The sequence below is a fragment of the Ferriphaselus sp. R-1 genome, from assembly GCF_000746095.1.
Lineage (GTDB): Bacteria > Pseudomonadota > Gammaproteobacteria > Burkholderiales > Gallionellaceae > Ferriphaselus.
Map to the genome: position 1 here is coordinate 289,925 of NZ_JQKP01000001.1, position 25,400 is coordinate 315,324.

At 60.7% G+C, this 25,400-nt stretch carries 26 protein-coding genes; 5 read left to right on the forward strand and 21 right to left on the reverse strand.

Features of this window, described 5'->3' with window-relative positions:
• Nucleotides 1-13: 13 nt before the first annotated feature.
• Both DM08_RS01605 and DM08_RS01610 read left to right on the forward strand, forming a co-directional pair.
• Nucleotides 14-3,097, forward strand: a complete 3,084-nt coding sequence (locus tag DM08_RS01605; protein ID WP_035382843.1) for an efflux RND transporter permease subunit — start codon at nucleotides 14-16, stop codon at nucleotides 3,095-3,097.
• A gap of 39 nt (nucleotides 3,098-3,136) precedes the next feature.
• On the forward strand, nucleotides 3,137-4,348 hold the full coding sequence (locus tag DM08_RS01610; RefSeq protein WP_035382844.1) for an HD-GYP domain-containing protein: 1,212 nt from the start codon (nucleotides 3,137-3,139) through the stop codon (nucleotides 4,346-4,348).
• Here DM08_RS01610 and DM08_RS01615 read toward each other — a convergent pair.
• From DM08_RS01615 to DM08_RS01710, 20 genes are all read right to left on the reverse strand, one after another.
• Complete coding sequence (locus tag DM08_RS01615; protein ID WP_035382845.1) at nucleotides 4,345-4,764, reverse strand: ExbD/TolR family protein; 420 nt, start codon at nucleotides 4,762-4,764, stop codon at nucleotides 4,345-4,347. The genes DM08_RS01610 and DM08_RS01615 overlap by 4 nt on opposite strands.
• A gap of 15 nt (nucleotides 4,765-4,779) precedes the next feature.
• Entirely contained in the window at nucleotides 4,780-5,460 is a 681-nt protein-coding gene (locus tag DM08_RS01620) for a MotA/TolQ/ExbB proton channel family protein (RefSeq protein ID WP_035382846.1), read from the reverse strand.
• A complete protein-coding gene (locus DM08_RS13285; protein WP_051937717.1) occupies nucleotides 5,460-6,089 on the reverse strand; it encodes an energy transducer TonB in 630 nt (209 codons plus the stop codon). Before DM08_RS13285 ends, DM08_RS01620 begins: the two co-directional genes overlap by 1 nt.
• 169 nt (nucleotides 6,090-6,258) lie before the next feature.
• Entirely contained in the window at nucleotides 6,259-6,771 is a 513-nt protein-coding gene (locus DM08_RS01630; protein WP_035382847.1) for a response regulator transcription factor, read from the reverse strand.
• Nucleotides 6,768-7,271 carry a hypothetical protein gene (locus DM08_RS01635; protein ID WP_035382848.1) on the reverse strand — a complete coding sequence of 168 codons (504 nt, stop codon included), beginning with the start codon at nucleotides 7,269-7,271 and terminating at the stop codon, nucleotides 6,768-6,770. Before DM08_RS01635 ends, DM08_RS01630 begins: the two co-directional genes overlap by 4 nt.
• Nucleotides 7,272-7,498: 227 nt before the next feature.
• Entirely contained in the window at nucleotides 7,499-7,810 is a 312-nt protein-coding gene (locus DM08_RS01640) for a c-type cytochrome (protein WP_035382849.1), read from the reverse strand.
• Between the two features lie 180 nt (nucleotides 7,811-7,990).
• Nucleotides 7,991-9,445: a magnesium transporter gene (gene mgtE, locus DM08_RS01645; protein WP_035382850.1), complete on the reverse strand. Its 1,455-nt coding sequence runs from the start codon at nucleotides 9,443-9,445 to the stop codon at nucleotides 7,991-7,993.
• Nucleotides 9,446-9,523: 78 nt separating this feature from the next.
• Nucleotides 9,524-10,123 (reverse strand): flavin prenyltransferase UbiX, encoded by a 600-nt coding sequence (locus tag DM08_RS01650; RefSeq protein ID WP_035382851.1) that lies wholly within the window; start codon nucleotides 10,121-10,123, stop codon nucleotides 9,524-9,526.
• Nucleotides 10,120-10,641: a Gx transporter family protein gene (locus tag DM08_RS01655; RefSeq protein WP_081908718.1), complete on the reverse strand. Its 522-nt coding sequence runs from the start codon at nucleotides 10,639-10,641 to the stop codon at nucleotides 10,120-10,122. The genes DM08_RS01650 and DM08_RS01655 overlap by 4 nt, the downstream gene beginning before the upstream one ends.
• Nucleotides 10,642-10,718: 77 nt before the next feature.
• Nucleotides 10,719-11,087: a NusG domain II-containing protein gene (locus tag DM08_RS01660; protein ID WP_035382852.1), complete on the reverse strand. Its 369-nt coding sequence runs from the start codon at nucleotides 11,085-11,087 to the stop codon at nucleotides 10,719-10,721.
• Between the two features lie 4 nt (nucleotides 11,088-11,091).
• Nucleotides 11,092-11,928, reverse strand: a complete 837-nt coding sequence (gene rapZ, locus DM08_RS01665; protein ID WP_035382853.1) for an RNase adapter RapZ — start codon at nucleotides 11,926-11,928, stop codon at nucleotides 11,092-11,094.
• Nucleotides 11,928-12,878, reverse strand: a complete 951-nt coding sequence (gene hprK / locus DM08_RS01670) for an HPr(Ser) kinase/phosphatase (protein WP_035382854.1) — start codon at nucleotides 12,876-12,878, stop codon at nucleotides 11,928-11,930. Before hprK ends, rapZ begins: the two co-directional genes overlap by 1 nt.
• Before the next feature lie 10 nt (nucleotides 12,879-12,888).
• Nucleotides 12,889-13,344 (reverse strand): PTS sugar transporter subunit IIA, encoded by a 456-nt coding sequence (locus tag DM08_RS01675; protein ID WP_035382855.1) that lies wholly within the window; start codon nucleotides 13,342-13,344, stop codon nucleotides 12,889-12,891.
• 47 nt (nucleotides 13,345-13,391) lie between these two features.
• Nucleotides 13,392-13,715, reverse strand: coding sequence for a ribosome hibernation-promoting factor, HPF/YfiA family (raiA, locus tag DM08_RS01680; protein WP_035382856.1), 324 nt, complete (start codon nucleotides 13,713-13,715; stop codon nucleotides 13,392-13,394).
• 12 nt (nucleotides 13,716-13,727) lie between these two features.
• Entirely contained in the window at nucleotides 13,728-15,137 is a 1,410-nt protein-coding gene (locus DM08_RS01685) for an RNA polymerase factor sigma-54 (RefSeq protein WP_035382857.1), read from the reverse strand.
• 30 nt (nucleotides 15,138-15,167) lie between these two features.
• Nucleotides 15,168-15,890 carry an LPS export ABC transporter ATP-binding protein gene (lptB, locus tag DM08_RS01690; protein WP_035382858.1) on the reverse strand — a complete coding sequence of 241 codons (723 nt, stop codon included), beginning with the start codon at nucleotides 15,888-15,890 and terminating at the stop codon, nucleotides 15,168-15,170.
• Complete coding sequence (gene lptA, locus DM08_RS01695) at nucleotides 15,887-16,456, reverse strand: lipopolysaccharide transport periplasmic protein LptA (protein ID WP_035382859.1); 570 nt, start codon at nucleotides 16,454-16,456, stop codon at nucleotides 15,887-15,889. Before lptA ends, lptB begins: the two co-directional genes overlap by 4 nt.
• Complete coding sequence (gene lptC, locus DM08_RS01700) at nucleotides 16,440-17,009, reverse strand: LPS export ABC transporter periplasmic protein LptC (protein ID WP_035382860.1); 570 nt, start codon at nucleotides 17,007-17,009, stop codon at nucleotides 16,440-16,442. Before lptC ends, lptA begins: the two co-directional genes overlap by 17 nt.
• Nucleotides 17,006-17,524: a KdsC family phosphatase gene (locus DM08_RS01705; protein ID WP_035382861.1), complete on the reverse strand. Its 519-nt coding sequence runs from the start codon at nucleotides 17,522-17,524 to the stop codon at nucleotides 17,006-17,008. Before DM08_RS01705 ends, lptC begins: the two co-directional genes overlap by 4 nt.
• Nucleotides 17,524-18,507, reverse strand: coding sequence for a KpsF/GutQ family sugar-phosphate isomerase (locus DM08_RS01710; RefSeq protein WP_035382862.1), 984 nt, complete (start codon nucleotides 18,505-18,507; stop codon nucleotides 17,524-17,526). The genes DM08_RS01705 and DM08_RS01710 overlap by 1 nt, the downstream gene beginning before the upstream one ends.
• A 76-nt stretch (nucleotides 18,508-18,583) precedes the next feature.
• Between DM08_RS01710 and DM08_RS01715 the strand changes: the two genes are divergently transcribed.
• Nucleotides 18,584-20,572 carry a monovalent cation:proton antiporter family protein gene (locus tag DM08_RS01715; RefSeq protein ID WP_035382863.1) on the forward strand — a complete coding sequence of 663 codons (1,989 nt, stop codon included), beginning with the start codon at nucleotides 18,584-18,586 and terminating at the stop codon, nucleotides 20,570-20,572.
• A 20-nt stretch (nucleotides 20,573-20,592) separates the two neighbouring features.
• Here the strand turns inward: DM08_RS01715 and DM08_RS01720 are convergent, their stop codons facing one another.
• Nucleotides 20,593-21,273, reverse strand: coding sequence for a prepilin-type N-terminal cleavage/methylation domain-containing protein (locus tag DM08_RS01720; RefSeq protein WP_035382864.1), 681 nt, complete (start codon nucleotides 21,271-21,273; stop codon nucleotides 20,593-20,595).
• Between the two features lie 356 nt (nucleotides 21,274-21,629).
• Between DM08_RS01720 and DM08_RS01725 the strand changes: the two genes are divergently transcribed.
• Nucleotides 21,630-22,898, forward strand: coding sequence for a hypothetical protein (locus tag DM08_RS01725; protein WP_035382865.1), 1,269 nt, complete (start codon nucleotides 21,630-21,632; stop codon nucleotides 22,896-22,898).
• Between the two features lie 525 nt (nucleotides 22,899-23,423).
• Complete coding sequence (locus DM08_RS01730) at nucleotides 23,424-25,373, forward strand: cellulose biosynthesis cyclic di-GMP-binding regulatory protein BcsB (RefSeq protein ID WP_237560187.1); 1,950 nt, start codon at nucleotides 23,424-23,426, stop codon at nucleotides 25,371-25,373.
• Nucleotides 25,374-25,400: the final 27 nt, after the last annotated feature.

The window sequence follows — 25,400 nt, forward strand, 5'->3', positions numbered from 1 at the left end:
ACGGAATCGCCCCATGAATCTGCCAGAGTTATCCATCAAGCGTCACGTCTTCGCCTTCATGCTCAGCGGTGTGCTGATGCTGGTTGGCCTGATCGGCTACCAGCGCGTCGGCGTGGACCAGTTCCCCTACATCGAATTCCCCATCATCTCGGTGAGCACCAGCATCAAGGGCGCGAACCCGGACAACGTGGACATGAGCGTGACCAACGTGATCGAGTCGGCGGTGAACAGCGTGCCGGGCATCGAACACATCATGTCCACCTCGTCGCCGGGCATGTCCATCGTGGCCATCACCTTCAGTCTGGAAAAGAACGCCGACATCGCGTTCAACGAGGTGCAGGTCAAGATCAACCAGGCCTTGCGCCGCCTGCCCAGCGGCACCGATCCGCCCGTGGTCGCCAAGATGGACACCGGCTCCAGCCCCATCATGTGGCTGGCCTTGCAGGGCGACCGTACCCAGCAGCAGCTCAACCAGTATGCGGCGAACGTCATCAAGAAGAAGCTGGAGACCATCAACGGCGTGGGCGAAGTTCGCCTGGGCGGTCGCCGCGACCGCACCATCCGCGTCAACCTCAATCCGGCGGCGCTGGCGGCGCGCAACCTGACCACGCAAGACCTGATGAACGCGTTCAACCGCGAGCATCTGCAATTGCCCGGCGGCTTCCTGGTAGGTGAGCAGCGCGAGTTCCTGCTCAAGCTGGACATGGAGTTCCACCATATCGAAGATCTGGGCAAGTTGGTGGTGGCGTACCGCGACGGTTCGGCCATCCGCCTGTCCGATGTGGCGGTGATCGAGGACGGGCTGGCGGATAACCGCCAGTTGGCGCGTTTCAACGCCTCGCCCGCCGTGGGTGTGGGCATCGTCAAGGTGTCCGGAGCCAACACCGTAGCCATCGCCGACGAGGTGAAGCGCCGTCTGGAGAAGGAGATCGTGCCGTCCCTGCCGCCCGGCATGACGCTCAAGGTCGCCACCAACGATGCCGCCTACATCATGGAGATGATAGGCGCGCTGAAAGAGCACCTGATCGAAGGCACCCTGCTGGCGGCGCTGGTGGTGTGGCTGTTCCTGCGCAGCGTGCGCTCGACCCTCATCATCTCGGTCGCCATCCCGGTGTCGCTGCTGGGCGCGATCGCCGTGATCTACTTCTCCGGCTATACGCTGAACTCGATGACCATGCTGGCGCTGCTGCTGCTCATCGGGGTAGTGGTGGACGATGCCATCGTGGTGCTGGAGAACATCTTCCGCCACCGCGAGGAGATCGACGACGACCCGGTGAACGCGGCCATCAACGGCAGCCGCGAAGTGGTGTTCGCGGTGATCGCGGCGACGCTGTCGCTGGTGTCCATCTTCGCGCCGGTGATCTTCATGTCCGGCATCATCGGCATGTTCTTCAAGTCGTTCGCGGTAGTGGTGACCTTCGGCGTGCTGGTGTCGCTGTTCGTTTCGCTCACGCTCACGCCCATGTTGTGCTCGCGCTACCTCAAGGTGCAAAAGCAGCACGGCGCGCTCTATTACAAGCTGGATGCGGCGTTCCACAAGCTGGACGCGTTCTATCGCAAATTGCTGGTCTGGGCGTTGCAGCATCGCTGGAAGGTGGTCGGCTTCACCGTGGCGGCGGTGTTCTCCAGCGGCTTTTTCTTCGCCAACGTGGGCAAGGCGTTCTCGCCGGACGAGGACCAGGGGCGCTTCATGGTGTTCACCAAGGCACCGCTGGGCTCGTCCATCGAATACACCAGCAGTAAGCTGGCCGAGGTCGAGCGCGTTTTGGCCAGCCACCCCGAGGTGTTGAGCAACTTCTCCGGTATCGGCATCGGGCAGGCTGGGCAGGTCAACCAGGCCTTCTCCTACGTGCGCATGACACCGCGCCACGAACGCAAGGTGCGCCAGCAGGAACTGCTGGCCCAGTTGCGCAAGGAGCTGGCCGCCATTCCCGGCATCCGCGCCTTCCCTGCGCCGGTGTCGATGATGCAGGGGCAGCGCGGCGATCCCTTGCAGTTCGTGGTGACCGGGCCCAATCTGGGCGAGGTAGCGCGGCTGTCCGGCGAGTTGCAGCGCAAGCTGAACAAGGAAGTGCCGGGGCTGGGCCGGGTCGATACCGATCTGCAACTCGATCTGCCGCAACTCTCCTTGCAGTTGGACCGTGCCAAGGCTGCCGTGCTGGGCTTGTCGGCGCAGGATGTGGCGCTGGCGCTGAACGTGATGACCGGCGGCGTGAACGTGGCCGCGTACAGCGATGAGCCGGGGGACGGCGAGCGTTACGACGTGCGTCTGAAGGCGGCGGAAGGGGCGCTGGCCAAGCCGGACGATCTGAAGCGCATCTTCCTGCGCGCCCGCGACGGCAGCATGGTGCGCATGGATAGCGTGGCCAGTTTCGAGCAGGAGCTGGGGCCAGCGGTAGTGGGGCGTTACGACCTCAAGTATTCCGGCATCTTCTACGCCACGCCGACCATGCCGCTGGGCGAAGCGGCGAACAAGGTGAAGGAGATCGGTGGCGCGATGATGCCAGCCGGTTATCAGGTCAAGCTGATTGGTCAGGCGGAGGAGTTCGGCAAGACCATGGGTTACATGATCTTCGCCTTCTCGCTGGCCATCGTGCTGCTGTACATGGTGTTGGCCAGCCAGTTCAACTCCTTCGTGCAGCCCTTCATCATCATGGTGGCGCAGCCGCTGGCCATCATCGGTGGCGTGCTGTCGTTGTGGCTGTTCGGCCATACCTTGAACATCTATTCGATGATCGGCCTAGTATTGCTGATTGGTCTGGTGGCGAAGAACTCCATCCTGCTGATCGACCTGACCAACCAGCGCCGTGCCGAGGGCATGGCCATTGACGATGCACTGCGCGATGCCTGCCCGATCCGTCTGCGTCCGGTGCTGATGACTTCGTTCACTATCATCCTGGCACTGTTCCCGGCGGCGCTGGGCCTGGGGGCGGGGGCGGAGACCAACGGCCCGCTGGCCGTGGCGGTGATCGGCGGCATGATCTCGTCCACCCTGTTGACGCTGGTGGTGGTGCCCTCGGTGTACTCGCTGGTGGAATGCGCGATTGCACGTCGTCGTGCAAAACGACTGGCGCAGGGGGCTGCAACCGTTGCTTGATTTGTTATGATAGCCACCTCATTCAAGGCGTAGTACAGCATGCTGAAGAAGATCAAGGTTCCCGATGTGCGCCTGGGCATGTATCTCCAGGAAATCTGCGCCAGCTGGATGGATCATCCGTTCTGGCGCAAGTCGTTTCTGCTTGAAGAGCCAGCGGACCTAAAGATTCTGCAGACCTGCGGTGTCACCTATGTCTGGATCGATACCAGCAGGGGGCTCGATGTCGGGGCGGATGCCGAGGTGACCTTGGAGGAAGACGAGGTTCTCAAGGTAGAAGAGGAGATGCTTGAGATCGCCCGAGAGTCGGATGTCGGGGCGGCCCGCGTCAGTCTGCATGAAGAGGTGGACCGTGCCCGCAAGATCCACGCCCGTGCGCGTAGCGCAGTCGTTTCCATGTTCGGGGAGGCGCGCTTGGGGCGTGCGGTGGATGTTGCCGGGGCTAGCGCACTGGTGGAGGAGATCGACCGGTCCATCTCCCGCAACGCCGGGGCTTTGCTAAGTCTGGCACGGCTCAAGACCAAGGATGACTACACCTATCTGCACTCGGTGGCGGTGTGTGCGCTGATGGTGGCGCTCGGGCGGCAGCTAGGCCTGAAAGATGCCAGTTTGCGTAATGTGGGCATGGCCGGGCTGCTGCACGATGTCGGCAAGATGCTGATCCCGGAGGAAGTGCTCAACAAGCCGGGCCGCTTGACCGACGATGAGTTCGAGATGGTCAAGCAACATCCGGTCAAGGGTTGGCAGCTGTTGCAGGCCTCGCAGAACGTCTGCGATACCGCTCTGGAGGTGTGTCTGCATCACCATGAGAAAGTGGATGGCTCCGGCTATCCGCATCGTTTGTCAGGCGAGGCGCTGACCCTGGTGTCGCGCATGGGGGCAGTCTGCGATGTGTATGACGCGCTGACCTCAAACCGTTGCTACAAAAGCGGCTGGGAGCCGGGCGAGGCGCTGCGCAAGATGGCGGAGTGGCGCGGACATTTCGATGAGGCGGTGTTCCATGCCTTCGTGAAGACCGTGGGCATCTATCCGACGAACACCGTGGTGAAACTCAAATCCGGGCGCTTGGCCGTGGTGCTGGAACAGTCGGAAAAGAGTTTGCTCAAGCCGGTGGTTCAGGTGTTCTTCTCGACCAACTCGAATGTCCATCTGCCTCCGGAGCGTGTCGACCTGGCGAAATCGGCTGACAGTATCGCGGGCATGGAAGACAGCGCAAAGTGGGCGGCTGAGATCAGGAAACTGACCGGGATCTAGGGTTGCGTCGGGTCGGTCACAAAGCCTATCCGCACCATGCCTGCCTTGGCGGCTTCCGACATCACCTTGGCGACCAATTCGTAGTGGGCGTAGCGGTCGGCGCGCAGATGTAGTTCCGGTTGTGGCTGCTTGCGTGCTGCGCTGGCGAAGCGTTGCTGCAAAGCCGATTCTTCTACCTTTTCTCCATTCCAGAACAGACTGCCGTCTGCGCGGATGCCGAATTCGATATGCTCCGGCTGGGTGAGGTTGACCGCACTGGAGGCTTTGGGCAGGTCGATCTTTACCGCGTTGGTGAGCAGGGGCGCGGTGATGATGAACACCACCAGCAGCACCAGCATCACATCCACCAGCGGCACGACGTTGATCTCGGCCATGGGGCCTTGATGCCGCTTTGAATCAAAACTTCCGAAGGCCATGAGTTGCTCCTGACACTAGGCGTGTTTGTCGCCGAGCGTGATCAAGGCGTACACATCGTGGGCGAAATTATCCAGCTTGGCCAGCCAGAGCCGGTTGCGACGGGTGAACGAGTTGTAGGCCAGCACCGCCGGGATCGCCACGGCCAGGCCGACCGCCGTCATGATGAGCGCCTCGCCCACCGGCCCGGCGACCTTGTCCAGCGTACCCTGGCCGCTCATGCCGATCTGTACCAGCGCGTGGTAGATGCCCCAAACCGTGCCGAACAGGCCGACGAAGGGCGCGGCGGAACCCGCCGAGGCAAGCACTGTCAGGCCGTATTCCACCTTGGCGGACTCCTGGTCTATGCAATTGCGCAGCACTCGCGTCAGATATTCCGACATGCCGCCCGCCGCCGAGAGCTTTTGCACGCCACTCTGGTTTTCTGCGCTGACCAGCAAAGCCTGCCGAGCCAGTTCGGCAAAGGCGTTATCGGTGGGCGCCGCGCCCAGCGAGGTTTGCATCGCCTGCAAGGACGGCGATTCCCAGAAGCGCTTGAGGAAAGCCTCCGCGCGTAGTCGCTCAGTGCGGTTGGCCAGCGCCTTGCTGACGATCAGATACCAGCTCGCTACGGACAGCAGCAGTAGCAGGCCGAGCACGATTTTGCCCAAGGCATCGGATTGCGCGAGGAAATGGGCGAAGCCCAGACTCTGTTCCATTATCTTACTTCCAGTACAAAAACAAAGGGTTGGAGTGCCGTTGCGAGGACGGCGACCCCATCGCGGAGGGTCGGCTTGCAACGCCAGCCTTTCACCGCGTTCACGGCGGCCTCGTCCAGGCGACGATAGCCGGACGCGGTACGGACTTGCACCTTGGCGACGCGACCTTCCGTGTTCAACTCGACCAGCAACACCACGCGCCCTTGCTCATTCATGCGCATGGAAAGGGCGGGGTAGCTGGGCGGACTGCGTTCCGGGCAACTCACCGACAACTCGCCACTCAACATCACCGGCTGTGGCGGCAAGGGCGGTGCTTCGATGGCTACCGGAGCGGGTGGCGGAGGCGGCGCGACCGGCTCATCGGCCAAGACCACGGGCGCTTGTGCGACGAGCTGCTGCGGCTTGGGTGGCTCGATCGGGCGCGGCTTAGGCTGTGGTTTCGGTGGTTCTGGCTGCGGTTGCTCTGGAGCCGGTGGATTGATGAGGTTGACCATCAGCGTTGCCGCCGCATCCGGTGTCGGCAGGATGCGGTAGCTCCAAAGCACGAACAGCGCCGCACCATGCAGCACGATTACCAAGGTCAATCCGAACCACTGTTCTGGAGTCAATTTGCGCAGCGCGTCGAACATTCAATCTTTACAGGTAGAGCAAGTCGATTCGAAACTTGGCGTTGTAGCCTTTGTTCATTTGGCGAGCCTTGCTTTTGCTCGCCGTGCCGTAACAGTAGCAGTTTGCACCATGCCTGCAAACATATCGTTCAGGAATTGCACGGCGATAGACGGTGGGATGGCGAGGCGCTCAGTTGTGTTTGGTGCTGTCGCGTGCCAGTTTGCGTTGCAAGGTTCGCCGATGCATTTTTAGCGCACGGGCGGTTTCGCTGATGTTGCCGTGATGCTCGGTCAGTTTTTGGTGCAGGAACTCTGTCTCGTTGCCTGGTTGGGTTGGGAAGGAGAGCGCGGCTCCAGAAAGGGCGGCTGCGATCGCGTCTGCCGTGGCAGATTTGTCGAGGAAGTGGATTGACGCTGAGGGCTGGGCGCTGTGTGGCGGGGTGCTGCAAAGGACAACGACTTGAGCCATGGGCTTGATGCGATGCAACATATCGGCCAGCACTATGCCGCTGGCGCCCGGCAGCTTCAGGTTGAATATGCCGAAATCGGGGCGTAGCTCCATGATCAGCGGTAGCGCATCCTCAGCGCTGTCGGCATGGTGTACGCGATAACCTAATGGTTGCAGTTCCTGCATCAGGGTGCGCGATGCTGCCATGTTGCTATCTACCAGCAACACAGTTCTTTCGGCGGAGCTCAGCGTCATATGGCTAAAGGTTCGTCGGCATCGATGCGGCCCAGCGGTGCGGCCAGTTCGTGGGCATCGTGTAAGGCCAGCAATTGCGTGACGAGCGATGCACCTTGATGCGCGATCACTTCCAGATTGGCATAGCGCAGCGGCCAAGGCGTGTCATCGCTGGTGGTCAGCAATGCGTGGAGGAGTTGTTGTTTGCATTCGCTCCAGTCCATGATTTGCAGATAGAGTGCGACTGCGTCCCTGTCGGTCTCCCGCACGCCGTGTTGCTTGATCCCGGTCAGTTCAAACACCAGTGCGCCTATTCCTGAAAGGCGTATGCGGTTTCTATCATGGGGTTGCAGGCTGGCCTTGCGCGCGGCGAGGCAGTAGCTCATGACGGTTTCGCTCAGTGCGATGGATTCCAGAAACTGGTTGAGGTTGAGGCTGTTCTGGATCTGGGAGCAGGCGTGATGAAACAGCGCCAGTTGTGGGTCGCAGGTGGCAATCGCTGCCACTGAGTGCTTCGACATTTGACGGGCCCGCATGCATCCTCCGAAAATTGAAGTGCCAGTCAGTGGCGGCAGGGCACTGGGAGGAGACCAAACTGGGCTACCAGCGACTGGGCAGGGCGTAATCTACCCAAATCCGGCCAGTGTTGGAATGTGGCATTTTGCCGCGCGACAAAATGCCACAGGGGGGCGCAGGACAACAAAAAAGCCGACTTGCGTCGGCTTTTTTGTTGCAAGTACAACCTGAATTACAGCGACAGGATGAACTTGGCCAGACCCTTGATCTGCTCATCGTTGGCACCCAGACCACGGGGAGTCATTTGGCCCATGTTCCAGCCGAACTTACCACCCTTGGTGATGTTGGCGATCAGGGTAGCTTCAGCGTCCTTCTGACCCTTGTACTTGGCAGCCACATCTTTCCATGCCGGACCGACCAGCTTGGTGTCGACCTTGTGGCATGCGGCACACTTGGCCTTGCCATCAGCAGGCATGTCTGTAGCCATTGCGTTGCCAGCGAACATCAAACCAGCTACTGCTACTGCAGCGAAAATAGACTTCATATTCTTCTCCGAGATAATCAACACATTGTCAGTGGAGGATGCCCCCCGTTCTTTGCTACTAAGTCGCTAGCCCTGAGCGGTGCCAAAGACCAAGCGACGAGATATTAACGCAAACGGAATATGCTGGGTTGACAAAAATAGCAGGGAATCCGTGTGGCTGCGCACTGAGCGGGACGCGGCTCAATGGATGAGAAAGATCGTCGCCAGTCCGAGGAAAATGAAGAACCCGCCGCTATCGGTGATGGCGGTAAGCAGCACGCTGGAGCCTATGGCGGGGTCACGTCCCATCCGCTGCATGGTGAGTGGGACCACCAGTCCGACGATGGCCCCCAATAACAGGTTGAGCAGCATGGCTCCGGTCATCACCAGCCCCAGCGGTACGCTGTGGTACAGGAAGTAGGCGAACAGTCCGGCGACACCGCCCCATACCAATCCGTTCAGTCCGCTGATGGCCAGCTCTTTGAGCAACAGGTGGCGTGCGCTGGCCGGAGTGACCACGCCCAAGGCCAGGGAGCGGATGATGATGGTGGTGGTCTGGTTGCCGGAGTTGCCGGCGATACCGGCGACGATGGGCATCAGGGTGGCGAGGGCGACGAACTTTTCGATCGTGCCTTCGAAGCTGCCGATCACGCGCGAGGCGAAGAAGGCAGTGCACAGATTGAGCGCCAGCCACAACCAGCGGTTCTGCGCCGATTTCCACACGGAAGCGAAGATGTCTTCTTCTTCGCGCAGACCCGCCTGGTTCAGCAGCTCGGTCTCGGATTCTTCGCGAATGAAGTCCACCACCGCGTTCACCGTCACCCGGCCAACCAGCTTCCCGTCCTCGTCCACCACCGGTGCGGACACCAGATCGTAGCGCTCGAAGGCCTGCGCCGCCTGTTCGGCCTGGTCGTCCGGATGCAGGGTGACCGTCTCGTGCTTGACCAGCGTCGAGACATCCGTCTCCGGTTCGTTGACCAGCAGCAGATGGATAGGGAGCACGCCCTTGAAATGCTCTTCGCGATCGACCACGAACAGTTGGTCGGTATGGTCGGGCAGCTCGTCGAAGCGGCGCAGGTAGCGCGACACCACTTCCAGCGTTACATCCTCGCGTATGGTCACCATGTCGAAATCCATCAGCGCGCCGACGGAGTCTTCGGGATAGGACATGGCGGCGCGCAGCTGCTCGCGCTCTTCCACCGGCAGTGACTTGAACACGTCGCGCATCACCGCCTGCGGCAGGTCGGGGGCCAGGTCGGCGATCTCGTCGGTATCGAGCTGCTCGGTTGCCTCGACCAATTCGTCGCGGCTCATGGTGGCGATCAGCGATTCGCGCACCGCGTCGGAGACTTCGATCAGAATGTCACCGTCACGGTTGGCCTTGACCAGATCCCAGACGATCAGGCGTTGCTCGATCGGCAGCGCTTCCAGAATGTAGGCGATGTCCGCCGGATGCAAGGTCTCCAGCTTGTCACTGAGCTCGCTCAGGTGGCGCTTGTGCAGGATGGTCTCGACCAGCTCATGGCGTTCTTCACGCGGCATGGATTGCTTGTGTACCAGCGACTCCACCAGCCCGTGACGATGCAGCAGCGCCTCGACCTGCTTCAGGTGATGCTGCACGTCTTCGGTGTAATGATGTTCGTGGTTGTCGGTCATCGGCGGCCTGCTCTAAAGTGGCGGCTATTCTAATGAAAATGCCTGCTTGGCGGGCATAAACTTGTCATCGTTGCGGGATTATTCTCCCCAGGGGGCGATCAGGTCCTGCCTGACGCCCAAGTGGTCCAGAATGCGCGCCACCACGAAATCCACCATGTCTTGTACCGTCTTGGGGTGGTGGTAGAAACCGGGGTTGGGCGGCAGGATGACCGCCCCGGCCTGGGCCAGGCGCAGCATGTTTTCCAGATGGATGGTGGAGAACGGTGCTTCGCGCGGTACCAGGATCAGTGTGCGTTTCTCTTTCAGCATCACATCGGCGGCACGAGCGATCAGGTCGTCCGACAGGCCCGCTGCCACTGCCGCCAGCGTGCCCATGGTGCAGGGGCAGATCACCATCGCGTCGCCGGGATTCGAGCCGGAGGCCATCGGCGCGAACCAGTCGTCGCGACCATACACCTCCAGCTGGCCGGTGAAGGTGCCGAGGTGTTCGAGCAGCAACTTCTTGGCTTCCTGCGGGCGGGAAGGCAGGGTGAACTCCATCTCCTGGCGGGCGACGATCTGGGCGGCTTGCGAGTAGACCAGTTGTACGCGCTGCCGGCTTTGCAACAGACATTCGAGCAGGCGCAGGGCATAAGGCAGGCCGGATGCGCCGGTGATGGCTAGGGTGATGGTCTTCATGGTGGTGTGGCCGGGCTCGACAAAAATCGGGCGGCGATTATACCGTTCACCGTGCCGAACAACAGCGCGGCTGCGGCAAAGATGGGCAACAGCCAGGCGATCCCGGCGTGGGGGATGAGCCAGAGATAGACCACCGCCATTTGTCCCGCGATGTGGGCGAAAGCGGCGAGGATACTCTGACTGATCGTCCCGAACAGGCGCTGCGACAGGTGGCGGCTGGCGGCCAGCACCAGCAGGCTGCACACGGCACCGGACAAGCTGAGGAAGAATCCCGGTGCGAGGAAATTGCCGAACAGCAGGCTGCCCGCCATGACGCGCAACAGCGAGACCCACGCAGCTGCCCGCCAGCCATAACGCGCCAACACGATCAGGGTGACGATGTTCGCCAGTCCAGGTTTGACTCCCGGCAAGGGCGACGGAATCGCCGCTTCCAGCACCGACAAGCCCAATGCTGCCGCCGCCATGCGCGCCAGATGATGGTCTTCGCTCGATGTTTCAAGTTTCAGGCTAGGCATCATTTGGAGTAGCAAGTGCTGAGTGCTGAGTGCTGAGTGAAGTCAGGCCTGCTTGGTACTCAGCATTCGTTGCTCCGCACTCAATAATTAAGGCTGTCATAGTTCTTGGTGCGTCCGGCCAGTTCTACGCTGATCTCGTTCGGCAGGCAGATGGCGATCTCGCCTGCTTGTTTGAGCCAGCCTTGGCGTACGCAGTATTGGCGCGGGCTGGGGTCGGATTCGATACGGGCTTGTCGGTCATGGATGGTGATGACGCTGATGCCGAGCGGGCCGGGGACGTGCAGTTGGCTGTCGGGGGAGAGCGGCAGTTCGCGGAACACTTTGCCGCCGCTGCGCACGATGGCGCGATCCGCCGCGCCGCCATTCCAGCAGACCGACATCAGCCAGACGGTGACTGCCCCACCTGCCAGCATCGTCAGCCAATCGCCGGGGCGGATGGCGTTCAGCATGGCTTCAGCCCAGCTCGCGGTGGCGCACCAGCACTTGTTGCTGCGGGGCGAAGTGGCGTGCCAGGCGTTCGGTCAGGTAGACCGAGCGGTGCTGGCCGCCGGTGCAGCCGACGGCGACAGTGAGGTAGCTGCGGTTGTCGTCGACATAGGCGGGCAGCCAGCGCTCGACGAATCCGCAGATGTCGTCGTACATCTGCTGCACGGCGGGGAGCGGTTCCAGGAATTCGACCACCTTGGCATCGCGCCCGGTGAGCGGGCGCAGGAAGGGGTTGTAATGCGGGTTGGGCAGGCAGCGCACATCGAACACCATGTCGGCATCCAGCGGGATGCCGTGCTTGAATCCGAAGGACTGGAACAGCAGGGTGAGCCTGGCCCGGTCGAGCTGGATGAACGATTTGACCCAGGCGCGCAGGGCGTTCGGATTGAGGTCGCTGGTATCGATGTGGTGGCCGATGCCGCCTATGCTGGCCAGCATCTCACGCTCCTGTTGCACGCATTCCGGCAGCGTCCGCGTGTCGTCGCTCAGGGGATGGCGGCGGCGGGTTTCGGAGAAGCGCCTCACCAGCTCGTTGTTGTTGGCATCGAGGAACAGCAGGCGCACGTCGATGCCCTGGATGCGGAAGCGCTCGATCAGTTGCGGCAACTCGCGCACACTGCTGCCACTGCGTACGTCGACCGCCACGGCGATCTGGCGATAGCCCGCCTGATGCAGGTTATCCATCAAGGTGGGCAGCAGCTCGGCAGGCAGATTGTCGACGCAATAGAAGCCGCTGTCTTCCAGCAGCTTGATGGCGATGCTCTTGCCGGAGCCGGACAGGCCGCTGATGAGGAACAGTTGCATCACATGTTCTCCAGCCCGCGCTCCATCTCGGCCTGGTGGCGGTTGAAGAACTCTTTCATGGTGTCGATGCCGCGTTCCTGCAACACATAGTTGCGCGCGGCGGCTTCCACCAGCACGGCCAGGTTGCGCCCGGCGGTCACGGGGATGTTGACGGTGTTGATCTGGATGCCGAGTATCTCCTGGTACGTCGCATTGAGCGGCAACCTTTCCAGTTTGGACAGGTCGCCGCCGGGCGGGCGATGCAGGTGGACGATCAGTTTGAGCGATTTGCGCAGGCGCACGGCGGTCTCGCCGAACATGGTGCGGATGTTGAGCATGCCCAAGCCGCGCACTTCGAGGAAGTCGCGCAGCAACTCCGGACACTTGCCTTCCAGCGTGTCCGGCGAGGTGCGGTAGAACTCGGTGATGTCGTCGGCGACCAGACTGCTGCCGCGCGTGATCAATTCAAGGCCGAGTTCGCTCTTGCCCACGCCGCTGTCGCCGGTGATGAGTACGCCGATGCCCATCACGTCGAGGAACACGCCGTGGCGGGTGGTCGACTCGGCCAGGGCGGCGACGATGTAGTGACGAACCAGCCACATCAAGTGGACGCTGTTCTTGGGCGAGTGGAACAGCGGTGTGTGCGTACGGTCGGCGTAGGCGATGAGTGGCTGCGGGATCTCGTCGGTACCGGCGACGATCAGGCACAGCGCATCACCGCGTTCCAGCCGGTCGAACGAGGCCTGCAAGGCATCAGCATCCAGGCCATGCAGGTAATCCAGTTCTATGCTGCTGAACACCTGTACCCAGTTCGGGTGGATCAGATTCATGTGGCCGATCAAGCCCTTGTTGGAGGCATTGACCAGCTCGCTGTTGAGTATCTTGTCAGCCCCGCCTTCGCCGGCCACCCATACCAGGCCGAGACGCTCCTGTTTGTCTTCGAACAGCCGGCGGATGTCTACGTGTGCCATGTCGATCCGCCTAGGCTTGCCAATCGGCAAAGAGTCGATACAGCTCGGCGGGGTCGTCGCTGGCCAGCAATTGGTCGCGGAACGACTTCTCGCAGAACATCTGGGCCAGCTCGCTCAGCAGTTGCAAATGCAGGTCGGTCGCCCGTTCTGGCACCAGCAGGACGAAGATCAGGCTGACCGGAAGGCCATCCGGTGCGTCGAACGGGATGGGCGCGGTGGTCTTGACGAAGCAGGCGACGGGATCGCGCAGGCCCTTGACGCGACCGTGCGGGATGGCGACACCTTGTCCCAATCCGGTCGAGCCCAGTCGTTCGCGCGCGAACAGGCTGTCGAACACCTGACTGCGGGCGATGTTGCGCGTGTTCTCGAACAGGATGCCGACGCGCTCGAACACACGCTTCTTGCTGGTGGATTCGGCATCTACCAGGACGTTTTCGGGCGGCAGGAGGTTACTAATCAAACCCATGGGGCTTATCCATGAAAAAGGGCGGCCACGAGGCCGCCCATGAAGGGTTATTCTGCTTCAACTACCTTGCCGGAGTCGTCATGACGGCGCGCGGTGTTCTTTTCCTTGTGCTTCAGCACCTGGCGGTCCAGTTTCTCGATCAGCTCGTCGATGGCGACGTACAGGTTGGTGTCCTGGCATTCGACGAAAATGGTCTTGCCGCTGATGTGCACGGTGGCCTCAGCCTTTTGTTGGAGCTTGTCCACGGACAGGATGACGCTGACATCCAGTACGTTGTCAAAATGTTTTTTGATCTTGCCCAGTTTGCTGACCACATGCTCACGAATGGCGGGGGTGACTTCCAGATGATGTCCGCTGAGGTTGAGGTTCATGGTTGCTCCTTTTTATAGTGATTTACGAAGATTGACCGGGAGGATATTAAGCGATTCCCGGTATTTTGCCACAGTGCGCCGGGCAACTTGTATGCCCTGCGACACGAGGATTTCTGCCAGGCCGCTGTCGCTCAGAGGGTGATGCGGGTCCTCTTGCGAGATCAGCTGCTTGATGAGTGCGCGAATGGCCGTGGCGGAACAGGCGCCGCCGCTGTCGGTGGATACGCCACTGCCAAAGAAATACTTGAATTCAAAGATGCCGCGCGGGGTCAGCATGAACTTCTGGGTGGTCACGCGCGAGATGGTGGATTCGTGCAGCTCCAGCTCTTCGGCGATCTCGCGCAACACCAGCGGGCGCATGGCCACTTCGCCGTGTTCGAAGAACATGCGTTGACGTTCCACGATGGCCCGGGCGACACGCTGGATGGTGTCGAAGCGTTGCTGCATGTTCTTGATGTACCAACGCGCCTCTTGCAACTGTCCGGCCATTTGCGGAGAGCTCTGTTCGTCGCGGCCCTGCATGAGATTGGCGTACAACTGGTTCACACGCAGGCGCGGCATGGCCTCCGGGTTGAGTCGCACGGTCCAGCGACCGCGCTGGCGCTCGACGATGACATCGGGCACTACGTAATCGCTGACGCGCTGGTCGTAGCGGGAGGCAGGGCGCGGATCGAGTTGCAGGATCAGCGCCTGAGCGACGCGCAACTCATCATCGGAGCAATGCAGGTGTCGTTTCAGGCGCATGTAGTCATGCGCGGCCAGCAGGTCCAAGTGTTGGGCGGCGAGCCGCAGTGCCAGCTGCCGTCCAGGTTGGTCATCGGGCAGGGCGCGCAGTTGCAGGGACAGGCACTCGGCCAGGTCGCGTGCGGCGATGCCGGGCTCGTCCAGATGCTGCAATTGCACGAGGGCGGTCTCCAGATCGTCCAGCGAGACATCCAGCGCCTCCGGCAGCAGGTCGTGGATCTCCTCCAGCGACTGGGTCAGGAAGCCGCTGTCATCCAGCGCGTCGATCAGCAGGGCGATCAGTTGACGGTCGTGATGATCGAGCTGGCTGAGACTGAGCTGGGTCAGCAGGTGTTCGCGCAAGCTGGGCGAACTGGCAGCGGTCTCCGGATGGTAGTCATCGTCATCATCGCTACTGGATGAACTGGCGGCACGGGGCAGATCGTCCCAGTCCTGTTCGGCTTTGGGCGTTTCGCTCTCGGATGGGGCGGCACTACTGGTGACAGACGAGCCCTCACCGGTGGAGGCAAAGCTGGTGATCTCGTCGTCCTCGCACTCCAGGAACGGATTCTCGTCCAGCAGACGCGCGGTCTCCTGATTGATCTCCAGCGTGGAAAGTTGCAGCAAGCGGATAGACTGCTGCAACTGTGGCGTGAGCGTCAGTTGTTGGGATTGCCTGAGTTGTAGCGCTGCTTTCATGCCGGGCGGATCATTGGGTGGGCGTCACTTTTATAACTTGAAATGCTCGCCGAGATACACTTTCCTCACGGCTTCATTATAGATGATTTCCTCGGGCTTGCCCTCCGCCATCACCGCCCCAGCATTGATGATGTAAGCGCGGTCGCAAATGCCCAGCGTCTCGCGCACGTTGTGGTCGGTGATCAGCACACCGATGCCGCGCTCCTTGAGGAAGCGGATGATCTTCTGGATGTCCAGCACGGCGATCGGGTCGACACCGGCGAACGGCTCGTCGAGCAGGATGAAGCGCGGATCGGTAGCCAGCGCGCGCGCGATCTCGCAGCGCCGCCGCTCGCCGCCGGACAGGCTCAGTGCCGGATTGTCACGGATGTGGCCGATGTGCAGGTCTTCCAGCAGCGATTCCAGAATGGCCTCTTGCTGGGCGTGCGGCAGGCCGCGCAGTTCCAGCACGGCGCGGATGTTTTCGGTCACGCTCAGACGACGGAAGATCGAGGCTTCCTGCGGCAGGTAGCCGAGTCCGAGCTGGGCGCGGCGGTGGATGGGCAGGTGCGTGATCTTGTGCTGATCGATGTAGATGTCGCCGCCGTCCGCCGCGACCAGGCCGACGATCATGTAGAAGCTGGTGGTCTTGCCTGCCCCGTTGGGGCCGAGCAGGCCGACGACTTCGCCGCTATGCACCGAGAGTGATACGTCCCGCACCACGGTCCGGGTGCGGTACTGTTTCTTCAACGAGGTGGTGCGCAGTTCGCTCATGGTTTGCCCAGGCTGGTCGAGGAGCGGATGGTTACGGGTTCGGCGGCTGCCGGAGCCGATTCGCTCTTGGGTTGGATGACTGCACGCACGCGGCCACGTGGTCCCGAGGTCGGCGTGCGCGGGCTGTCCACGTGGAAGACCTCGGTTCTGGAGTCATAGGTGATGTGATCGCCGTAGACCTCGTCGTTGGTGCGCTTCATGTGTGCTTCGCCGAACAGCTCCAGGAACTCGTTCCGCGTGTCGTACTCGATGCGCAGTCCGTCGCCTTCGACGTACTCATCCGCCCCATCGCGTTTTTGCCTGAAGTGGGCGAGCTTGCCGGTGATCGTGCCGTGCTTGTCTCCGGTCGCGGTCTCAGTGACGACGATCTTGCTGCCAGTGATGATGAGTGTGCCCTGAGTGAGTTTCACGTTGCCTTCGAAGATGCTGATCTGCCGGGCATCGTCGATGTTGACCGTATCGGCATCCAGATACATGGGCTGGTCGCGGTCGGCACGCTCTGCCCAGGCCGATGGCGCGGCGAGCAGCAGGAGGCAGAGCAGGGCGGGCTTAGTTCGTTGGAACATGTTCGCTTCTCACTTGCGATAGCAGGCGGATGATCCGGGTCTTGTTGTCCAGGGTCATGCCGACGGCGTTGACGAGGTTATAGGCATCGCTCATGGTGACCGGGCGGTCGGTCTCGGCGTAGTCCTGGCTGGGCAGGGCGCGCAGATAAGTGGTAGTCAACACGCGCTCGCTGGCCGTCTGGCTGGCGGCGCGCACGATGCGCACATCGCCGCGCATGATGGTTTCGTCGCGCTGGTAGGTGGTGCCGGTCTGGGCCGTGATGCGCAGCGTGGGGCGGTCGGGGGCGAGTGCGAGGATGTCGGGACGCTCCAGATACAGGGAGTCGTCGTCCGGATAGTGTGTCAGCGTGTGCGCGTTGATGCGGTGATGCGGCCTGCCCTGTTCGTCCAGGGCGGTGGCCTGGAAGTCACTGACGATGAAATCCGGGTCGTGCAGCTTGCTGTTGTCCTGCACCACAGGCAGCGGCCTGACCTGCTGGTCCAGCCAGTAGGTGCCGGCCAGCAGCAGCAACAAGGGCAGCAGCGGCAGCCAGTTACGCAGTTTCTCGATCATGCGAGATAGGGGGCGAGTTGCGCGTCCAGCGTGCCCTGCGCTGACATCAGCCATTCGCAGACTTCGCGCACAGCCCCATGTCCGGCCTGGCGCTGGGTGACGTAGTGGGCGCGCTCGCGCACCACCTGTGGCGCAGCGGGGACGCTGATCGCCAGCCCGACCCGGCTCATGGCGGGCAGGTCGACCACGTCGTCGCCCATGAAGGCTGCCTGTTCGGGGGCGATGCCCAGTTCCGCCAGCAAGGTTTGCATGGCGGCGCGCTTGTCATGCACGCCCTGCTGAACCCGGGTGATGCCGAGATTCTTCGCGCGCAGTTCCACGCAGCGCGAAGTGCGTCCGGTGATGATCGCCAGCTCCACACCCGAGGCCTTGAGCATCTTCAGACCGTGGCCGTCGAGCGAATTGAAGCGTTTGAACTCCTCGCCGGAGTCGGATAGGTACAGGCCGCCGTCGGTCATGATGCCGTCGATGTCGAAGGCGATGAGGCGGATGTGCTTGGCGATCTCGGTGGGCATCAGATGACTTTCGCTTTCAGGAGGTCGTGCATGTTCAGGGCCCCGACCAGAGTGCCGTCTTCCACGACCAGCATCTGGCTGATGTTGTGGCGCTCCATCAGCTCCACGGCGGCGACGGCCAGATCGTCCGGGCGGATGCTGTGCGGCTGACGGGACATCACGCTGGCGATGGGCGTGGACTTGAAATCGGGCTGCTTTTCCAGCGTGCGGCGCAGGTCGCCGTCGGTGTAGATGCCCAGCACGCGGCGCTGGTCGTCCACGATGGCCGTCATGCCCAGACCTTTGCGCGACATCTCCAGCACGGCATCCGCCAGCGAGGCGGTCTCGTGCACGGCGGGGATCTGCGCACCTGTATGCATGATGTCGCGGACATGGGTGAGCAAGCGTCGCCCCAGACTGCCGCCGGGATGGGAGCGGGCGAAATCTTCCTTGCCGAAACCCTTGGCATCCAGCAGCACCACGGCCAGTGCATCACCCAGCGCCAGTGCGGCTGTGGTGCTGGCGGTGGGTGCGAGTCCCATCGGGCAGGCTTCTTTGGCGATGGCGCCATCCAGATGCACGTCGGCGGCCAGCGCCAGGCTGGACCTCGGGTTGCCGGTCAGGCTGATGAGCTTGGCCCCCTGTCGCTTGATGACCGGGATGATGGTCTGCAACTCGGAGCTTTCGCCGGAATAGGAAAGTGCGATGAACACATCGTCCGCCGTGATCATACCCAGGTCGCCGTGGCTGGCTTCGCCCGGATGGACGAAGTAGGCCGGGGTGCCGGTGCTGGACAGCGTCGCGGCGATCTTGCGCGCGATATGGCCGCTCTTGCCCATGCCGCTGACGATGACGCGCCCGTGACAGTCAAGGATGGTGCGCACGGCACGGACGAAATCCTCGTCGAGGCGTTCGGAGAGTGCCTGCACGGCGGCAGCTTCGATCTGGAGTACATCGCGTGCCAGAGCCAGGGCGTGCGATGCGGAGGGAAACGGTGGGTTCATGGCGGGGAATTATAGCAGCGGGGTTTTCTGGCGGTGAAGTTTTGAAAATGTCCGAGCTTTCCGGCATCATCGGGGCATGGATCATGGATTGCAAGTCGTTCTGGTGTTGCTGGCGGTCGCCGTAATGGTGGTCGTGTTGTGTCGTGTGCTGCATTTGCCGGTGATGCTGGGCTATCTCACAGTCGGTATTCTGATCGGTCCGCATGCGCTGGGCTGGGTGGCCGATGCCCCGCAGGCGCGCCATCTGGCCGAGTTCGGTGTGGTGTTCCTGATGTTCAGTATCGGACTGGAGTTCAGTCTGGCCAAACTTCACGCCATGCGCCGGATCGTGTTCGGCTTGGGCAGCGCGCAAGTCGTCGCCACCCTGCTGGTGGCGGTGGCTGCAGCGTTGGCGCTCGGGCTGGACTGGCGTGCGGGCGTGGCTTTGGGCGGAGTGCTGGCGATGTCCTCGACCGCTATCGTCAGCAAGATGCTGGCCGAGCGTGCCGAGCTGGGTGCACCGTTCGGTCAGCAGATCATGGGTGTGCTGCTGTTCCAGGATCTGGCGGTGGTGCCGCTGCTGATCGTCATCCCCGCGCTGGCTAGCGCCAGTGACGCGCTGACCTACACGCTGCTGTTCGCATTGCTGAAAGGGGCGGCTGCGTTGACGGCGCTGTTGTTGTTCGGCCAGCGCTTGATGCGCCCCTGGTTCCATATCGTGGCGCGTCAGAAGTCTGCCGAACTGTTCATGCTCAATGTGTTGCTGATCACGTTGGGGCTGGCTTACCTGACCGACCTGGCCGGACTTTCGATGGCGCTGGGCGCGTTCGTGGCGGGGGTGTTGATCGCCGAGACCGAGTACCGCTTGCAGGTGGAGGAGGATATCAGGCCTTTTCGCGATGTGCTGATGGGCCTGTTCTTCATCACCATCGGCATGATGCTGAACGTGCGTGAGATGTGGGCGGACCTGGGCTGGGTCGTGCTGTTGTTGCTCAGCTTGCTGTTGTGCAAGGCGGTGATCGTGGCCGGTTTGGCGCGTATCTTCGGCGTAGGTTGGGGCGTGGCCTTGCATACCGGCCTGGGCTTGGCGCAAGCCGGGGAGTTTGGATTCGTCCTGCTGAACGATGCGGGTAATGTCCATCTGATGAGTGAGCGGGTCGGTCAGGTCGTGCTGGCGGCCATGCTGCTCTCCATGCTGATCGCGCCGTTCCTGCTCATGTATGCAGACCGTATCGTGCGCCGTATCTCGCCCGATGCCTGGATGTACAGTGCCATGCAGATGCACCAGATCGCAGTGCGCAGCATGAGCTCGCAGGGGCACGTCATCATCTGCGGTTTCGGGCGCAGCGGTCAGACCTTGGCCCGCTTCCTGAGCGGGGAGGGGATACGCTACATCGCTCTGGATGCGGATTCGAGCAGGGTGCGTAATGCGGTGGCGGAGGGTGGCGAGGTCGTGTTTGGCGATGCCTCCAAGCGCGAGGCGCTGTTGGCGGCAGGTTTGATGCGAGCCAAGACGTTGGTGGTGAGTTACATCGACAAGCACTCCGCGCTCAAGATATTACAGCTCGCGCAAGAGTTGCGTCCCGGTCTGCCGGTGGTGGTGCGGGCGTATGACGAGAGTCAGATCGATCAGTTCCGGCAGGCGGGAGCGGCAGAAGTGGTGGCCGAGATCCATGAGGGCAGTGTGATGCTGGCGACCCAGGCCTTGCTGATGTCCGGAGTGCCGCTGAATCGGGTGATGCGCCGCCTGCGCGAAAGCCGGGCGCGCAGCTACCGCGTGTTCGATTCCTATCTGCGCACGACTGATGGGGAATTGGAGGATGTGGACGACGATCTGCAGTTGCGTGTACACAGCGTCTTGCTGGGCGCGCAGGATGATGCGGTCGGGAAGTCGCTGGCCCGGCTTGATCTGGCGAGTCTGGGGGTGGAGGTGAACGCTGTCCGTCGTCACGGAGTGTTGGGCAGTCAGCCGTCGGACGAGATGGTGTTGCACGCGGGCGATGTGTTGGTGCTGCTGGGTCAATCGCTGGCGCTGGCCGAGGCGGAGCAGTGGTTGCGCGGAGGCGATGCGCCGCCCGCTCCCTGATGCGGAGGGGCGGCAAACACTCAGATGCCCATGCAGACCGTGTAGCCGGTGGCATCGTCCACGCTGCCTGTCGCGGTCGCCGTGCTGCCGATCGCGTAGCTGCTGGTGGGCGTCGCCAGCATCGCACCGCTGGCGGTATTGCCGTCGTCGATCTGCAGGTCGAGCTGTTTGACATATTTCCCCGCGATGTTGCTGGAGCAGATGATGTAACTGCCCCGTATGGCGTTGTTGCCGCTATCCTTGATGGGAGAGTTGGCTGCTACATTGGTGCCGCTCTGTATGCCGATACTGCCGCCGGTGGCGTTGCTGGGAAGGTAGTCGGTCGCTGAGGCGGACGTGGCTCCGTTGGTCAGATTGGCCAGCCGGATGTGTTGCCAGAATAGATACGATTCATCGGTCGTCGTTGTGCTGTTCCAGTTTCCGTTGATGATCCCATTGCCCACGGTGCCGGACGGTGTGGTCGCGTTTGTGCCTCCCGTCAGGTGAGCGCTGGCGGCAGCATCGTCGCCTGGCAAGGCGCGGAATTTATCCTGATAGCTATAGATGAATAGCGGGATATTGCGGAAGTCGCCAGCCAGATTCTTGACCCGGGCGCTATTGATGAGTTCCTCCCCTTTGAGCACCCCGCCGAGTAGCAGACCTATGATGACCAGCACGATGGCGATCTCAATCAGGGTGAAGCCGGATTGTGGATGTTTCATGATGTTCTCCTTCGAGTGTCCAACCGGATTGGTTGTGCGTTACTAGAGGCAAATCCCGTGCCTGACCGTATGCTGCGCCGAGAGCCGCTATTTCTCTGGGTGTGGTGGGTTTTGTGGTGTTCAAGTCGGGGGTGATTGACGAGTTCTCGTTAACGAAATGCCGAATATCCGATAGTGAAAACCACTTGGGGTGGTGATGTTTGCTCAGGGGTTGTTGCAAAAATGAAACACTTTTTGGGGATTATTTTTGACAGGTTTGCGTGACTGTCGTTAAGGTGCGCACCGTAGCTGCAGAGGGGGTCTTCGCAGTTATCCCGAAATGGGTCGTTAAACAAACTTTTCCTCGAGGAGAAATTATGAAAAAAGTAGCTCTGTCTCTGGCTGGTGTACTGGCCGCTGCAGCGTTTGCTCCTGAAGCATCCGCGCTGCCAGTGTTCGCCCGTCAAACCGGCGCCGCCTGTTCCGCGTGTCACTTCCAACACTTCCCACTGCTGAACGCCTTTGGCCGTTCCTTCAAGTCTTCGGGTTACACTCAGATCTCCCAGGCGCAAGTGGAAGGTGAGCACCTGTCCATCCCAACTACCCTGAACTTCGGCGCATTGGTTACTGCCGGTGTTGAGAATGCGACTGGCAACTCCAGCAACATTTTCGTTCCCGGTACCGGTGGTGAGATGCAGCTGTTCTGGGGTGGTCGCATCAACGACTTCGCTGGCTTCCTGTCCGAGTTTGGTACTGCAGCTCCGGCTGGCGCTGCTGGCGGCAAGATGCTGATCCTGCCGGAAATCGCTGGCGACATCCGTGGCGGTCTGGTTGCTTACTCTATCGGTCAAGACGCAGCTGGTGCATTTGAACTGCTGAACACTGGCGCAACTTCCATCCATCGTCTGATGGGCAGAACCGGCTTCGGCGGTGGCGTGATCGCTACCCCAGCAGCTGGTGGCGGCCATATTGAGGTGACCTCTGCTCGCCAATATGTTGCTCCTGAACTGGGTGCAACTGGTGCGTCGGTCGTGGTGAACAACCCCAACTTCTTCGTGAACGTGGGTAAGTACGTCAACGTGGGTAACGCTGTAGTTGGTGGTACTCAAGGTGCTGGCCTGCCATTCATGTACATCCGCGCTGCCGGTATGTTCGATGTGGCTGGTTGGGATGTGGCTGCCGGAGTTCAGAATTGGTCCGGTACCACCAATAACCCAGCTTTGGGTGCGATTGGTGCGATCGTTGCGCAAAAGGCGACTGTGGTTGATGCGCAAGCTCAAGGTGAAGTCGCTGGTCTGCCAGTCGGTATCTACGCTTCCTATGGTCGTTCCGCTGCATCCAACGCTGTTGAAACCAATCAGTTCAACGCCGCTCTGGGAACCAGAACTTCCTTCAATACTGCTGTTGAAGTTGGTGTGATCCCTGGTCACGCAACTGTTCAAGCTGCATTCCGTATCGGTAACAATGGTACGCCAGCACTTGGTGGTGACAATGGCTTCATGTTGGGCGCAACTTACGAGTTGTCGCAAAACCAAGAGCTGACATTCCACTACACCACACAATCGGGTTCCGCATGGAATGCAGTTGGTGGCGTGACACCAGCAGGCAAGTCTGTATACACTCTGCTGCTCGAAACCCTGTTCTAATCATGACGGGCGGATTTGCGGCAATAGTGTAGATGCCGCCTGAAATGATCAGTTAAGGTGTAAAAGGGGAGGGAAACCTCCCCTTTTTCTTTGTGGGATTGAATTACCCTTTGTTTATTCGGAATATTCTTGTTGCAGTTTTGAATTATCTATAGAATAATTCCTACAAGGTTTTCTGTAGGTTTCTAATCTTAATCAGTAGGCGATGCTCAGGGGTTGCGCTGCAAATGTGGCGCTTGGTGCAGCAGTCGGAATGGCTGCGCATGGTCGCAAAAGGGGAATAAATTGGCAAATGTGAGTAAAACAGGCTTTCTGGTGGCGTTGGGGGCGTTGTCCGCGCTATTCCTGGGGCAAGTAGGGTCGCTGCATGCGGCTGATGTGAAAGGGATTGATTCGTCCCTGCCAGCAATGGCGCAGTCCCCGGCTCATAAGGCATCTCCCCAGTCTAAGCCTGCGACCTCGAAAGTGACTATCGTCGCCCCCGGGGGTAAGGTCGAGGTGGTTCATGCGCCAGCAGTGGTGCCTGTGAAGAAGTCTGCGGCGCCTGTCGCGGCGGCCAAGTCTGCCTCGAAGAAGCAAGTGGCAGAGGTGAAGGCTCAGGCATCGGATGTCCATCAGGTGGAGATCGAGACTTCCTTGGCTGATCTCGGCTATCGCAATGGCTTTCAGTTTGATGGCGTGCAATCGATCCATGATGAGTCCGTGTTCTTTCCGGTCCCCAAGGATGCGAATGTTCAGTCCGGTCGGGTGCGCTTGCATTATCGCGCCTCTTCAATGTTGCACAAGCAATCCAATGTCCGTATCTACGTGAACCACATGCCCATGATCGCCTCCGGTCTGTCTGCAGACGGGGATCAGGTGCTTGATGTGCCGCTGAGGAAAAGCGATCTGGTGACCAAGGATGGTTTTGTTCGCGTCGAGATCAAGGTCTCCATGCTGTTCTCCGATGATCGCTGCCTGGATGAGCGTATCAATGGTGGCTATTTTTATGTGAAGCCGGAGACATCGCTGCTGGTGACTCTGCGTGATGATACTTCGTCCCTGCGTGGCGCATGGGATTTGTTGCCGCAAGAGGTTAAAGTTAGTCTGCCCGCCGGGCAGGTGACGCCGGAGATTTTCTCCTCCGCGTGGGCGTTGGATGAGCTGTTGACCCGTCAGAACAAGAAGGTTTCTTTCGTGCGTTTGCCGGAGGTGGGCGATATCGTGATCGCTCCTGATGCGGAGATTCAGTCTGCGCTGCATCAGGCCGCGACGGGTTCGAACGTTTCGTTGATCTCTCTGGGCGAGGGGCGTAGGCGCACCATCGCACTGTCCGAGCCATTCGATGTGACTCCGTTCTACCTGCTGTCGTTGAAGTGGCGCGGCCTGGCCTCTGGCTCCCAGTATCAGATATTCCCGCTGGTGCAAGGCAAGATGGGTAGTGATGACAAGTATCGCCTGTTGTTGGGTGATATGGGGTTGAGCACCGAAACGCGCTATGTTGACCGTATCGTGGAATGGAACTTCGTGTACTCGGCTGATAAGCTGCCTTCCGGTTATGCGCCGCAAACCCTGGAGTTGGATGTCACCTCGGCTCCGGCCAGTGTCGAGCACCCGGTCATGTTCTATGTCTACCTGAACGATGTGTTGCAACAGGCTACCCATCTCGACAACGATGGCAAGACTCATCGCATCAGTGTCGCCATTCCTAAGGAAGGTTTGGCGCGGCACAATGCCATCCGTTTGGTGACTCAGCGTGAATACATTGAAGGTGACTGTCATGGCGACCTTCCCCGCTTCCCTGTTCAGGTCATGCCAACCAGCTCTATGGTCGTGACGCGCAAGGCGAGCGAGGCACCGAAGGAATTCATGGAGTTGGGTGCTTACTTCAGGGATGGTTTCGATACCTACCTGCCCAAAGCCTATCTGCAAAATCCTGGTCAAGTGCTCAATCTGCTGACTCGTCTGGTGATCGATCAGGCCTTGGCGGTGGATGTGAAGCGTGTCCAGTTCTACGACCCCAGCTCGAAGATCAAGCCGGAAAAGCCGTTCGTGGTACTGGGCAAAGCGGACATCGATCTTGAGTATCAGCCTGTCCGTTTCGACAAGGGACATATACAGGTGCTGGGCGAGAACGGATCCAAGCTGCTCGATGTTGATCGCCTGCCGGGCGTTGCCATCACCCAGATCGTGAAGGCTGGTGGTGCATCCGGTCTGTGGGTTGCGCAGGGTCAAGACAACGTCGCTCTGGCTGCCAGCAACTTCCAGTTCGACCATGACGATGTCTCCTTTGTCGATGCCACCGGCGTGTTGCTGACTCTGGATTCGCGTCATCCAGGGGGGGTGCGCCTGTATTATCCCGAGCAGCGTTCGTTGATGCAGTGGGTGGAAGAGAATCGTTACTGGCTGTTGTTGGCTGCGTGGATTGCCTTGACCTTGCTCGTCGTGTTCCTGTTCCGTCGCACACGTCAGTCTGGCTCGGCGGGTGGCGAATAATCAAGTCGAATAGGGAGATGAGCGCGT

Coding starts and splice junctions, on each gene's coding strand:
- DM08_RS01605 (WP_035382843.1), top strand. CDS start 14: ATGAATCTGCCAGAGTTATCCATCAAGCGTCACGTCTTCGCCTTCATG.
- DM08_RS01610 (WP_035382844.1), top strand. CDS start 3,137: ATGCTGAAGAAGATCAAGGTTCCCGATGTGCGCCTGGGCATGTATCTC.
- DM08_RS01615 (WP_035382845.1), bottom strand. CDS start 4,764: ATGGCCTTCGGAAGTTTTGATTCAAAGCGGCATCAAGGCCCCATGGCC.
- DM08_RS01620 (WP_035382846.1), bottom strand. CDS start 5,460: ATGGAACAGAGTCTGGGCTTCGCCCATTTCCTCGCGCAATCCGATGCC.
- DM08_RS13285 (WP_051937717.1), bottom strand. CDS start 6,089: ATGTTCGACGCGCTGCGCAAATTGACTCCAGAACAGTGGTTCGGATTG.
- DM08_RS01630 (WP_035382847.1), bottom strand. CDS start 6,771: ATGACGCTGAGCTCCGCCGAAAGAACTGTGTTGCTGGTAGATAGCAAC.
- DM08_RS01635 (WP_035382848.1), bottom strand. CDS start 7,271: ATGTCGAAGCACTCAGTGGCAGCGATTGCCACCTGCGACCCACAACTG.
- DM08_RS01640 (WP_035382849.1), bottom strand. CDS start 7,810: ATGAAGTCTATTTTCGCTGCAGTAGCAGTAGCTGGTTTGATGTTCGCT.
- mgtE (WP_035382850.1), bottom strand. CDS start 9,445: ATGACCGACAACCACGAACATCATTACACCGAAGACGTGCAGCATCAC.
- DM08_RS01650 (WP_035382851.1), bottom strand. CDS start 10,123: ATGAAGACCATCACCCTAGCCATCACCGGCGCATCCGGCCTGCCTTAT.
- DM08_RS01655 (WP_081908718.1), bottom strand. CDS start 10,641: ATGATGCCTAGCCTGAAACTTGAAACATCGAGCGAAGACCATCATCTG.
- DM08_RS01660 (WP_035382852.1), bottom strand. CDS start 11,087: ATGCTGAACGCCATCCGCCCCGGCGATTGGCTGACGATGCTGGCAGGT.
- rapZ (WP_035382853.1), bottom strand. CDS start 11,928: ATGCAACTGTTCCTCATCAGCGGCCTGTCCGGCTCCGGCAAGAGCATC.
- hprK (WP_035382854.1), bottom strand. CDS start 12,878: ATGGCACACGTAGACATCCGCCGGCTGTTCGAAGACAAACAGGAGCGT.
- DM08_RS01675 (WP_035382855.1), bottom strand. CDS start 13,344: ATGGGTTTGATTAGTAACCTCCTGCCGCCCGAAAACGTCCTGGTAGAT.
- raiA (WP_035382856.1), bottom strand. CDS start 13,715: ATGAACCTCAACCTCAGCGGACATCATCTGGAAGTCACCCCCGCCATT.
- DM08_RS01685 (WP_035382857.1), bottom strand. CDS start 15,137: ATGAAAGCAGCGCTACAACTCAGGCAATCCCAACAACTGACGCTCACG.
- lptB (WP_035382858.1), bottom strand. CDS start 15,890: ATGAGCGAACTGCGCACCACCTCGTTGAAGAAACAGTACCGCACCCGG.
- lptA (WP_035382859.1), bottom strand. CDS start 16,456: ATGTTCCAACGAACTAAGCCCGCCCTGCTCTGCCTCCTGCTGCTCGCC.
- lptC (WP_035382860.1), bottom strand. CDS start 17,009: ATGATCGAGAAACTGCGTAACTGGCTGCCGCTGCTGCCCTTGTTGCTG.
- DM08_RS01705 (WP_035382861.1), bottom strand. CDS start 17,524: ATGCCCACCGAGATCGCCAAGCACATCCGCCTCATCGCCTTCGACATC.
- DM08_RS01710 (WP_035382862.1), bottom strand. CDS start 18,507: ATGAACCCACCGTTTCCCTCCGCATCGCACGCCCTGGCTCTGGCACGC.
- DM08_RS01715 (WP_035382863.1), top strand. CDS start 18,584: ATGGATCATGGATTGCAAGTCGTTCTGGTGTTGCTGGCGGTCGCCGTA.
- DM08_RS01720 (WP_035382864.1), bottom strand. CDS start 21,273: ATGAAACATCCACAATCCGGCTTCACCCTGATTGAGATCGCCATCGTG.
- DM08_RS01725 (WP_035382865.1), top strand. CDS start 21,630: ATGAAAAAAGTAGCTCTGTCTCTGGCTGGTGTACTGGCCGCTGCAGCG.